Origin of the sequence: Escherichia sp. KCJ4928, assembly GCF_004352695.1 — a bacterium.
Lineage (GTDB): Bacteria > Pseudomonadota > Gammaproteobacteria > Enterobacterales > Enterobacteriaceae > ECMA0423.
The window spans coordinates 1-11,174 of sequence record NZ_SJWV01000139.1; the positions used below are offsets into that span (position 1 = coordinate 1).

General features: G+C 51.8%; 11 protein-coding genes. All 11 read right to left on the reverse strand.

Annotation, left to right across the window (positions count from 1 at the left end; all coding sequences use genetic code 11):
• Positions 1–98 precede the first annotated feature (98 nt).
• Positions 99–1,928, reverse strand: a complete 1,830-nt coding sequence (gene glmS, locus E0D98_RS17290) for a glutamine--fructose-6-phosphate transaminase (isomerizing) (RefSeq protein ID WP_000334099.1) — start codon at positions 1,926–1,928, stop codon at positions 99–101.
• Positions 1,929–2,089: 161 nt separating this feature from the next.
• Positions 2,090–3,460: a bifunctional UDP-N-acetylglucosamine diphosphorylase/glucosamine-1-phosphate N-acetyltransferase GlmU gene (gene glmU, locus E0D98_RS17295; protein WP_000933736.1), complete on the reverse strand. Its 1,371-nt coding sequence runs from the start codon at positions 3,458–3,460 to the stop codon at positions 2,090–2,092.
• Between the two features lie 350 nt (positions 3,461–3,810).
• Positions 3,811–4,230: a F0F1 ATP synthase subunit epsilon gene (locus E0D98_RS17305; protein ID WP_001251965.1), complete on the reverse strand. Its 420-nt coding sequence runs from the start codon at positions 4,228–4,230 to the stop codon at positions 3,811–3,813.
• Between the two features lie 20 nt (positions 4,231–4,250).
• Positions 4,251–5,633 (reverse strand): F0F1 ATP synthase subunit beta, encoded by a 1,383-nt coding sequence (gene atpD, locus E0D98_RS17310; RefSeq protein ID WP_000190506.1) that lies wholly within the window; start codon positions 5,631–5,633, stop codon positions 4,251–4,253.
• A 26-nt stretch (positions 5,634–5,659) separates the two neighbouring features.
• Positions 5,660–6,523, reverse strand: a complete 864-nt coding sequence (gene atpG, locus E0D98_RS17315) for a F0F1 ATP synthase subunit gamma (protein ID WP_000896498.1) — start codon at positions 6,521–6,523, stop codon at positions 5,660–5,662.
• 50 nt (positions 6,524–6,573) lie between these two features.
• On the reverse strand, positions 6,574–8,115 hold the full coding sequence (atpA, locus tag E0D98_RS17320) for a F0F1 ATP synthase subunit alpha (RefSeq protein ID WP_001176745.1): 1,542 nt from the start codon (positions 8,113–8,115) through the stop codon (positions 6,574–6,576).
• A gap of 12 nt (positions 8,116–8,127) precedes the next feature.
• The gene (gene atpH / locus E0D98_RS17325) at positions 8,128–8,661 is read right to left on the reverse strand and encodes a F0F1 ATP synthase subunit delta (protein WP_001288587.1); all 534 of its coding nucleotides are present in this window, start codon (positions 8,659–8,661) and stop codon (positions 8,128–8,130) included.
• Positions 8,662–8,675: 14 nt separating this feature from the next.
• Complete coding sequence (atpF, locus tag E0D98_RS17330; protein ID WP_001052219.1) at positions 8,676–9,146, reverse strand: F0F1 ATP synthase subunit B; 471 nt, start codon at positions 9,144–9,146, stop codon at positions 8,676–8,678.
• Positions 9,147–9,207: 61 nt separating this feature from the next.
• Positions 9,208–9,447, reverse strand: a complete 240-nt coding sequence (atpE, locus tag E0D98_RS17335; RefSeq protein ID WP_000429386.1) for a F0F1 ATP synthase subunit C — start codon at positions 9,445–9,447, stop codon at positions 9,208–9,210.
• Between the two features lie 46 nt (positions 9,448–9,493).
• Positions 9,494–10,309, reverse strand: a complete 816-nt coding sequence (atpB, locus tag E0D98_RS17340) for a F0F1 ATP synthase subunit A (protein ID WP_000135625.1) — start codon at positions 10,307–10,309, stop codon at positions 9,494–9,496.
• Between the two features lie 8 nt (positions 10,310–10,317).
• Positions 10,318–10,698: a F0F1 ATP synthase subunit I gene (gene atpI / locus E0D98_RS17345; RefSeq protein WP_000116695.1), complete on the reverse strand. Its 381-nt coding sequence runs from the start codon at positions 10,696–10,698 to the stop codon at positions 10,318–10,320.
• Positions 10,699–11,174: the final 476 nt, after the last annotated feature.

Here is an 11,174-nt window from a genome sequence, read left to right on the forward strand (position 1 = left end):
ATTCAGAATATATTTATATAGAAAGATAGATGAATTTATTGATGTCAGTTATAAAAAAGGGCCACCGGTCGGCAGCCCTTTTTTATCTATGATAGTGATTACTCAACCGTAACCGATTTTGCCAGGTTACGCGGCTGGTCAACGTCGGTGCCTTTGATCAGCGCGACATGGTAAGCCAGCAGCTGCAGCGGAACGGTGTAGAAGATCGGTGCAATCACCTCTTCCACATGCGGCATCTCGATGATGTGCATGTTATCGCTACTTACAAAACCCGCATCCTGATCGGCGAAGACATACAACTGACCGCCACGCGCGCGAACTTCTTCAATGTTGGATTTCAGTTTTTCCAACAGTTCGTTGTTCGGTGCAACGACGATAACCGGCATATCCGCGTCAATCAGCGCCAGCGGGCCGTGTTTCAGCTCGCCTGCAGCGTAGGCTTCAGCGTGAATGTAAGAGATCTCTTTCAGCTTCAATGCGCCTTCCAGCGCGATTGGGTACTGATCGCCACGGCCCAGGAACAGCGCGTGATGTTTGTCAGAGAAATCTTCTGCCAGAGCTTCAATGCGTTTGTCCTGAGACAGCATCTGCTCAATACGGCTCGGCAGCGCCTGCAGACCATGCACAATGTCATGTTCAATGGAGGCATCCAGACCTTTCAGGCGAGACAGCTTCGCCACCAGCATCAACAGCACAGTTAACTGAGTGGTGAATGCTTTAGTGGATGCCACGCCGATTTCCGTACCCGCGTTGGTCATCAGCGCCAGATCGGATTCGCGCACCAGAGAAGAACCCGGAACGTTACAGATTGCCAGCGAACCAAGGTAACCCAGCTCTTTCGACAGACGCAGGCCCGCCAGGGTATCCGCGGTTTCGCCAGACTGTGACAAGGTGATCATCAGGCTGTTACGACGCACGGCAGATTTGCGATAGCGGAATTCAGAGGCGATTTCGACGTCGCACGGAATACCTGCCAGCGATTCAAACCAGTAACGGGAAACCATACCGGAGTTATAAGAAGTACCACAGGCGAGGATCTGAATATGCTCAACCTTCGACAGCAGTTCGTCGGCGTTCGGTCCCAGCTCGCTTAAATCAACCTGACCGTGGCTGATGCGCCCGGTAAGGGTGTTTTTGATCGCGTTCGGCTGTTCGTAGATCTCTTTCTGCATGTAGTGACGGTAAATACCTTTATCGCCCGCGTCATATTGCAGATTGGATTCGATATCCTGACGTTTTACTTCCGCGCCAGTTTTATCGAAGATGTTTACCGAACGGCGAGTAATTTCCGCAATATCGCCCTCTTCAAGGAAGATAAAGCGACGGGTCACCGGCAACAGCGCCAGCTGGTCAGAAGCGATAAAGTTTTCGCCCATACCCAGACCAATCACCAGCGGACTACCAGAACGTGCCGCCAGCAGGGTATCCGGGTGACGGGAGTCCATGATCACTGTACCGTACGCACCACGCAGTTGCGGGATAGCACGCAGAACAGCCTCACGCAGAGTACCGCCCTGTTTCAGCTCCCAGTTCACCAGATGGGCAATTACTTCGGTGTCTGTTTCAGAAACGAAGGTATAGCCACGCGCTTTTAACTCTTCGCGCAGCGGTTCATGGTTTTCGATGATGCCGTTATGCACCACCACAATGTGTTCAGAAACATGCGGATGCGCATTCACTTCTGAAGGTTCACCGTGGGTCGCCCAGCGAGTATGAGCAATACCCGTACCGCCATGCAGAGGATGTTCTTCCGCTGCCTGAGCCAGCATCTGGACTTTACCGAGGCGACGCAGGCGGGTCATATGACCTTCCGCATCAACAACGGCCAGACCGGCAGAGTCATATCCGCGGTATTCCAGACGACGTAAACCTTCAAGAAGGATTTCTGCTACATCACGTTGCGCGATCGCGCCAACAATTCCACACATAGTTTTTGATTCCGATTTATATCGTTGTCGGTCAACCTGTATGCCCGTTTTTTCGGGCGCCCCGAGCCTTGTAGAGAGTGGGGTTATTTTTATAGTTACTGCTTGTGGGAGGGAGATTATGTTATCTCCTCATCCCATGTGACCGGATTACCCGGCCAGAATCACTTTTTCTTTACCGGACGACGCCAGCCTTCTTTCTGAGTCTGCGGCACACGGCTGATAGCTAATGCATTTTCGCCGACATTACGCGTCACAGTTGTACCCGCAGCAATGGTCGCGCCTTTGCCTACTGTTACCGGGGCCACCAGCTGAGTGTCGGAACCGACAAACACATCGTCGCCGATAATGGTCTTAAATTTATTCGCACCATCGTAGTTGCAGGTAATGGTTCCCGCGCCGATGTTAACGTTATCGCCAATTTCCGCATCGCCCAGGTAAGTCAGATGACCAGCTTTCGAGCCTTTACCCAGACGCGCTTTTTTCATCTCAACAAAGTTACCGACGTGTGCACCTTCCAGCAACTCAGCACCAGGACGCAGACGGGCAAACGGGCCAATAGTACAGGCCGCTGCCAGATTCGCGTCTTCCACAACGGTATACGGACTGATTTCGCAATCATCGCCAATCACGCTGTTTTTAATCACGCAACCGGTGCCGATTTTCACGCGATGACCGAGAGTCACGTTGCCCTCGATGATAACGTTAGTATCAATTTCAACATCGCGCCCGTGAGTAAGCGTACCGCGCAGATCAAAACGCGCCGGATCGCGCAGCATAACGCCTGCTAACAGCAGTTTTTCAGCCTGTTCGGACTGGTAAACGCGCTCCAGACGGGAGAGTTGCAGGCGGTTATTCACACCTTCTACTTCGCTTAAACGTTGCGGATGAACGGCGACGATTTCACGCCCTTCCTGATACGCCAGCGCAATAATGTCGGTGATGTAGTATTCGCCCTGAGCATTATTGTTGGTCAGCTTCGCCAGCCAGCGTTTCATATCTGCGCCGTTAGCGATCAGAATGCCGGTGTTGATCTCCTGAATCTGACGCTGCTCGTCGGTGGCATCTTTGTGCTCAACAATGCCGGTAACTTTGCCATTTTCACGGGTGATACGTCCATAACCGGTCGGATCATCCAGTTTCACCGTCAGCAGACCAATGCCACCCTGCGGTTTAGCATCACGCAGGCGCTGGAGTGTTTCGACAGAGATCAGCGGCACGTCGCCGTAGAGCATTAAAATGTCTTCATCATCGGCAAAGAAAGGTGCGGCCTGCTGCATTGCATGACCCGTACCCAGCTGCTCTGCCTGAAGCACCCAGTTAAGGTTGTCGTCTTTCAGCGCCTGTTTAAGCAGATCGCCGCCGTGACCGTACACCAGGTGAACGTGCGCTGCGCCTAATTCATTCGCAGCATCAATGACATGCTGAACCATCGCTTTCCCGGCAAGGGTATGCAGCACTTTCGGAAGATCGGAATACATGCGCGTGCCTTTGCCTGCGGCAAGGATCACTACGCTCATAGCATTATTCAACATACGCGTCCTGACTGTAATTTGAGAACGAATTTAAACCGCTTCACCTTGAAAAAACTACATTTTTTTCATCGTGAAATGGACAGAGGATAAATTGTTCAATAACGGATTATCCCCGCTGACGAAAGTGCCATTTTCGACCATCGTCACGCCTTTTGTCTGCAGAAAATTAAGGCAGTACCTTCATTTAAGCGTCAGGTGGATGTTTTTGCTCTTATTTCGATCAATGAATAAACGGGAAAACAGGGGTGTTTTATATCAGCAGGATCTATGTGAACGCTCTTCAGGACGGATCACGCGTAAAAAAAAGCCAGCCTGTTTCCAGACTGGCTTTTGTGCTTTTCAAGCCGGTGTTACATCGCTTTTTTGGTCAACTCGATAACGCGCAGCTGCGCGATCGCTTTGGCCAGTTCCGCAGACGCCTGAGCGTAATCTACGTCGCCGTGAGAGCTGCTAATGTGCTCTTCAGCCTTACGTTTCGCTTCCATGGCTCGCGCTTCGTCGAGATCCTGGCCGCGAATTGCGGTGTCGGCCAGAACGGTCACGTTGCCAGGCTGCACTTCAAGAATGCCGCCAGACAGATAGATAAACTCTTCGTGACCGTGCTGTTTCACGATGCGAATCATACCAGGCTTAATGGCGGTGAGCAGCGGTGCGTGGCCAGGGTAGATCCCCAGTTCACCTTCGCTACCCGTTACCTGGATTTTCTCGACCAGACCAGAGAACATTTGTTGCTCTGCGCTGACGACGTCCAGGTGGTAAGTCATTGCCATATCACCCTCCGATTAAGGCGTTAAAGTTTTTTGGCTTTTTCCACAGCTTCTTCGATGGAACCGACCATGTAGAACGCCTGCTCCGGCAGGTGATCGTATTCGCCTTCCATGATGCCTTTAAAGCCACGGATGGTGTCTTTCAGGGAGACGTATTTACCCGGAGAACCGGTGAATACTTCTGCCACGAAGAACGGCTGGGACAGGAAGCGCTGGATCTTACGAGCACGCGCTACCACCAGTTTGTCTTCTTCAGACAGTTCATCCATACCCAGGATGGCGATGATGTCTTTCAGTTCCTGATAACGTTGCAGGATGGACTGAACGCCACGCGCGGTGTCGTAGTGTTCCTGACCAACCACCAGCGGGTCCAGCTGACGGCTGGTGGAGTCCAGCGGGTCAACGGCCGGGTAGATACCCAGAGACGCGATCTGACGGCTCAGTACCACGGTTGCGTCAAGGTGCGCAAAGGTGGTTGCCGGAGACGGGTCAGTCAAGTCATCCGCAGGTACGTATACTGCCTGTACGGAGGTGATAGAACCAGTTTTGGTGGAGGTGATACGTTCCTGCAGAACGCCCATCTCTTCCGCCAGGGTCGGCTGATAACCTACCGCTGAAGGCATACGGCCCAGCAGTGCGGATACTTCCGTACCTGCCAGGGTGTAACGATAGATGTTGTCAACGAACAGCAGAACGTCACGACCTTCGTCACGGAATTTCTCAGCCATGGTCAGACCGGTCAGAGCAACGCGCAGACGGTTTCCCGGCGGCTCGTTCATCTGGCCATACACCAGGGATACTTTGTCGATAACGTTGGAGTCGGTCATTTCGTGGTAGAAGTCGTTACCCTCACGAGTACGTTCACCTACGCCCGCAAACACAGAGTAACCGGAGTGCTCGATCGCGATGTTACGAATGAGCTCCATCATGTTTACGGTTTTACCTACACCCGCACCACCGAACAGACCAACTTTACCGCCCTTAGCGAACGGACACATCAGGTCGATAACTTTGATACCGGTTTCCAGCAGTTCCTGAGAGTTTGACAGCTCTTCGTAGGAAGGTGCTGCGCGGTGAATCGCCCAACGCTCTTCTTCACCGATCTCGCCTTTCATGTCGACCGGTTCACCCAGTACGTTCATGATACGGCCCAGAGTCGCTTTACCTACCGGGACTTCGATCGGGTGTTCGAGGTCTTTTACATCCAGACCGCGACGCAGACCGTCGGAGGAACCCATTGCGATGGTACGCACGATACCGCCGCCGAGCTGCTGCTGAACTTCCAGCACCAGACGCTCATTACCATTTTGCACCTCAAGAGCATCGTACACGCGCGGTACGGCATCCTGAGGGAATTCGACGTCAACTACGGCGCCGATTACCTGGACAATCTTTCCAGTAGCCATCTTAAATCCTCTACGAAATAACCTGTTTAAACCGCGGCGGCCCCCGAGACGATCTCGGTGAGTTCCTGAGTAATGCTGGCCTGACGAGCTTTGTTGTATACCAACTGCAGCTCTTTAATCAGGCTGCCGCCATTGTCGGTCGCGGCTTTCATCGCCACCATACGGGCGGCCTGCTCGCTGGCCAGGTTTTCAACCACGCCCTGATAAACCTGAGATTCGACATAACGACGCAGCAGGGTATCCAGCAACGCCTTCGGATCGGGTTCGTACAGGTAATCCCAGGATTTATGTTTCAGATCATCATCATCTGATGCCGGTAACGGCAGCAGCTGGCTGATGGTCGGAACCTGAGACATGGTGTTAATAAATTTGTTGCTGACAATGTAAAGCTTGTCCAGACGGCCTTCGTCGTAGGCCTGCAACATCACTTTTACCGGACCGATCAGTTCGGACAGGGAAGGGTTATCCCCCATGCCGGTGACCTGGGCAACAACATTGCCGCCCACGGAGTTGAAGAACGACACGCCTTTCGAGCCGATCATTGCGAGGTCGCATTGAACGCCTTTGTCGGTCCAGGTCTTCATTTCCGCCAGCAGTTTTTTGAACAGGTTAATGTTCAAACCACCGCACAAACCACGGTCGGTCGACACCACCAGGTAGCCCACGCGTTTAACGTCGCGGTCTTCCAGGTAAGGGTGCTTATATTCCAGATTACCGTGTGCAAGGTGACCAATCACTTTGCGCATGGTTTCTGCATAAGGACGGCTGGCCGCCATGCGATCCTGCGATTTACGCATTTTGGAAGCGGCGACCATCTCCATCGCTTTAGTGATCTTTTGCGTGTTCTGGACGCTTGCGATCTTACTACGTATCTCTTTTGCGCCGGCCATGAGCTTCTCCTCAATGCCTTGCGGCCTGCCCTAAGGCAAGCCGCCAGACGTTACCAGGATTGGGTTGCTTTGAAGGAATCGAGGATGCCTTTCAGCTTGCCTTCGATTTCGTCGTTGTAGCCACCGGTCTGGTTGATCTCTTGCATCAACGGAGCGTGATCACGGTCGACGTAAGCCAGCAGAGCGGCTTCGAAGCTGCCAATTTTCGACAGTTCAACATCCGCCAGGTAACCACGTTCTGCTGCGAACAGAACCAGAGACTGCTGCGCAACGGACATCGGCGCATACTGTTTCTGTTTCAGCAGTTCGGTCACTTTCTGACCGTGGTCAAGCTGCTTACGTGTTGCATCGTCAAGGTCGGATGCAAACTGAGAGAACGCTGCCAGTTCACGATACTGTGCCAGAGCGGTACGGATACCACCGGACAGTTTTTTCATGATCTTGGTCTGTGCTGCACCACCAACACGGGATACGGAAATACCCGGGTTAACCGCAGGACGAATACCGGCGTTGAACAGGTTGGTTTCCAGGAAGATCTGACCATCGGTAATGGAGATTACGTTGGTCGGAACGAACGCAGAAACGTCACCCGCCTGAGTTTCGATAATCGGCAGTGCGGTCAGAGAACCGGTTTTCCCTTTCACTTCACCTTTGGTGAAGGCTTCAACGTATTCGGCGTTAACACGTGCAGCACGCTCCAGCAGACGAGAGTGGAGGTAGAAAACGTCGCCCGGGAATGCTTCACGTCCTGGCGGACGACGGAGCAGCAGGGAGATCTGACGGTAAGCAACAGCCTGTTTAGACAGGTCATCGTAAATGATCAGCGCATCTTCACCGCGGTCACGGAAGTATTCGCCCATTGCGCAACCGGCATACGGTGCCAGGTATTGCAGTGCAGCGGATTCAGACGCGGTTGCTACCACAACGATGGTGTTAGCCAGTGCGCCGTGCTCTTCCAGTTTACGTACCACGTTAGAAATGGTGGACGCTTTCTGGCCGATAGCGACATAGATACATTTGATACCGGAATCGCGCTGGTTGATGATGGCATCGATAGCCAGTGCGGTTTTACCTGTCTGACGGTCACCGATGATCAATTCACGCTGACCACGACCGATTGGGATCATGGAGTCAACGGCTTTATAACCGGTCTGTACCGGCTGATCTACGGACTGACGTTCGATAACGCCCGGAGCGATTGCTTCTACAGCAGAGAAGCCGTCGTGATCCAGCGGACCTTTACCGTCGATTGGTGCACCCAGAGTGTTAACCACACGGCCCAGCAGGCCACGGCCAACCGGAACTTCCAGGATACGGCCAGTACACTTAACTTTCATGCCTTCGGCAAGGTCAGCGTACGGACCCATAACAACCGCACCTACAGAGTCGCGCTCGAGGTTCAGTGCGATAGCGTAACGGTTACCCGGCAGGGAGATCATTTCACCCTGCATACAATCGGCCAGGCCGTGAATGCGGATAACACCGTCACTTACAGAAACAATAGTACCTTCGTTGTGAGCTTCACTCACAACATTGAACTGAGCAATGCGCTGCTTGATCAGTTCGCTGATTTCGGTGGAATTCAGTTGCATGCTCCAGTCCCCTTAAGACTGCAAGACGTCTGCAAGGCGCTCAAGACGACCGCGTACGCTGCCATCAATGACCATATCACCCGCTCGGATGATAACGCCTGCCATTACAGACTTATCGATTTTGCAATTCAGCTTAACTTTGCGTGACAGACGTTTTTCCATCGCAGCAGAAATTTTCGCGAGCTGTTGTTCACTCAGTGCGGCAGCGGAAATGACGTCTACCTCAGCGGTAGCCTCACTCACGGCACGAAGGTGAATAAACTGCTCCAGAACATCCGGGAGCGCGTTAAGACGACCATTTTCAGCCATTACCCGAATCAGGTTCTGACCGTTTTCGTCCAGTTGCTCACCACAAACTGCGATAAACGACTCGGCGAGCGTTTCTGGCGCAAGCGCGCCAGAGAGAAGCTCTGCCATTTGTTCGTTTTTGGTTACCTCGGCGGCAAACGCCAGCATGTCCTGCCAGCGTTCTACACTTTGGTGTTCGACGGCAAAGTCAAAAGCTGCTTTGGCGTAGGGGCGAGCTACCGTAATAAATTCAGACATCAGCCCCTCCCTCCTTACAGTTCAGCGACAAGTTTATCCACGATGTCGCTGTTAGCAGCTTCATCCACGGAACGTTCGATGATCTTCTCGGCGCCAGCAACAGCCAGGATAGCAACTTGCTTACGCAGCTCTTCACGGGCACGTTTACGCTCGGCTTCAATTTCTGCCTGCGCCTGGGCCACGATTTTAGTACGTTCCTGTTCTGCCTCAGCTTTCGCTTCGTCCAGAATCTGCGAGCGGCGTTTGTTCGCCTGCTCGATGATTACCTGGGCTTCCGCTTTCGCTTTTTTCAGCTGGTCGGTCGCGCTGGCCTTTGCAAGGTCAAGGTCCTTATGTGCTCGTTCTGCGGAAGCAAGGCCGTCAGCAATTTCTTTTTGACGTTTTTCGATGGCTGCCATTAATGGCGGCCATACGTACTTCATGCAGAACAGAACGAACAGGACAAACGCGATGGCCTGGCCGAGGATTGTTGCGTTAAGATTCACAGCACAATGCCTCTATTTAGTTAACGTTCTGATATTGCTCTTTAAATAAAAGCAACGCTTACTACGCGACAGCGAACATCACGTACAGACCCAGACCTACAGCGATCATCGGGATAGCATCCACCAGACCCATAACGATAAAGAACTGAGTACGCAGCAGAGGAATCAGATCAGGTTGACGCGCTGCGCCTTCCAGGAATTTACCCCCGAGGATGCCGATACCGATCGCAGCACCGATTGCCGCCAGACCCATCATCACAGCGGCAGCCATGTACAGCAGATCCATATTCAGGTTTTCCATGACAGTCTCCAGTTTGTTTCAGTTAAAACGTAGTAGTGTTGGTAAATTAATGTTCTTCAGACGCCATCGACAGATAGACGATCGTCAGAACCATGAAGATGAAGGCTTGCAGCGTAATGATCAGGATGTGGAAAATGGCCCACGGCACATTCAGGATCCACTGTGACCACCACGGCAACAGACCAGCAATCAGAATGAAAATCAGCTCACCGGCATACATGTTACCGAACAGTCGCAAACCAAGTGAAACTGGTTTGGACAGCAGGCTTACCCCTTCAAGGATTAAGTTGACAGGAATGAACGCCCAGTGATTGAACGGCTGCAGCGTCAACTCTTTCGTGAAGCCGCCGATGCCTTTCATTTTGATGCTGTAGAACAGAATCAGGATAAATACGCCCAATGCCATAGACAGCGTTACGTTCACGTCCGCAGACGGAACCACACGCAGTGCAGGCAGACCCAGTACATGTTCAGCAATGTACGGCAGCAGGTCGATAGGCAGTAAATCCATCAGGTTCATCAGGAATACCCAGACGAAGATCGTCAGGGCCAGCGGAGCAATCAGCTTGCTTTTGCCATGGTACATGTCTTTCACGCTACCATTAACAAAGCCGATCACCAGCTCAATCGCGGTCTGAAACTTACCTGGCACACCGCTGGTCGCCTTTTTGGCTACGCTACGGAATAAAACCAGGAACAACAGACCCAGCACCACCGAGAAGAACATGGAGTCAATATTGATTGTCCAGAAGGTGGCTGGGGGGTTTTGTGGATCCACCAGCGAGAATGTACGCAGGTCCAGCTGAAGGTTATTCAGGTGGTGTCCTATGTAATCCTGCGGCGTCATATTTTCTGAAGCCATGATGCCTTTTACCCTTTGTTGTTAATTACAGCCGGTGCCAGTATCTGAACCACCAGCACCAAAACCCACGTAACGATCAGCGGCAAGAATACCGCCTTTAAAACCGCCAACGCCACCACCAGTAACACCAACATCGCCAGAACTTTGAAAGCTTCGCCAAATGCGAATGTCCAGGCCACCCGGCCTTTCGCTGGTGTATGCGCCTGGTGACGCCAGGCAAATATCATAAACAAAACGTTAGGCAGAAAGACTGCCAGGCCCCCGCTTATTGCAGAGACGCCCCAGAAGGGGTCTTTGAGGCTGAACAGCAATCCACTTGCTATCACCACCAGTAACTGAACGAGCAGAAGCTTCCGAGCAACGTTTCGACTCACGAGCGACACAGACATCACGTTTTTCACTCCTGCTCCCTTCGAGGTATGCCGCGTGTCGTATAAAACTTTCTTTAAGGCTTAGAGTCAAGCATCAAAAAGCGGTCAAATTATACGGTGCGCCCCCGTGATTTCAAACAATAAGTAGCCAAAAGGTGAATAAATGTTTAAATATTTTTCCAGTGCATACAATTGCGACTTTTCTGCTAACCCTGTTCGATCATGAAAAACTGTAAATAACGCGTAAACACTGGTGATAAAGCGTGCTTCAGATCACATATTGCGCATGTTCGCGCACAGCATATTTATTTACTTGGCAAATGATGCCTTTGCAAGTTTATGATATTTCAGTCTAAAAACAGATACTGTTTTAATAAATGACATTTACACAACAAAAACAACCCATTGACATTTTTAATAATGTTTTAACAGCCAATGATGGTTCTTAGCGCCGATTTTTAGCAGACTGATATTTTCACTAATGACTTATTTTC

Excerpts from the sequence above, each read along its gene's own strand:
- glmS (WP_000334099.1), bottom strand. The coding sequence starts at position 1,928 with ATGTGTGGAATTGTTGGCGCGATCGCGCAACGTGATGTAGCAGAAATC.
- atpI (WP_000116695.1), bottom strand. The coding sequence starts at position 10,698 with ATGTCTGTGTCGCTCGTGAGTCGAAACGTTGCTCGGAAGCTTCTGCTC.
- atpD (WP_000190506.1), bottom strand. The coding sequence starts at position 5,633 with ATGGCTACTGGAAAGATTGTCCAGGTAATCGGCGCCGTAGTTGACGTC.
- E0D98_RS17305 (WP_001251965.1), bottom strand. The coding sequence starts at position 4,230 with ATGGCAATGACTTACCACCTGGACGTCGTCAGCGCAGAGCAACAAATG.
- atpG (WP_000896498.1), bottom strand. The coding sequence starts at position 6,523 with ATGGCCGGCGCAAAAGAGATACGTAGTAAGATCGCAAGCGTCCAGAAC.
- atpE (WP_000429386.1), bottom strand. The coding sequence starts at position 9,447 with ATGGAAAACCTGAATATGGATCTGCTGTACATGGCTGCCGCTGTGATG.
- atpB (WP_000135625.1), bottom strand. The coding sequence starts at position 10,309 with ATGGCTTCAGAAAATATGACGCCGCAGGATTACATAGGACACCACCTG.
- atpA (WP_001176745.1), bottom strand. The coding sequence starts at position 8,115 with ATGCAACTGAATTCCACCGAAATCAGCGAACTGATCAAGCAGCGCATT.
- atpH (WP_001288587.1), bottom strand. The coding sequence starts at position 8,661 with ATGTCTGAATTTATTACGGTAGCTCGCCCCTACGCCAAAGCAGCTTTT.
- glmU (WP_000933736.1), bottom strand. The coding sequence starts at position 3,460 with ATGTTGAATAATGCTATGAGCGTAGTGATCCTTGCCGCAGGCAAAGGC.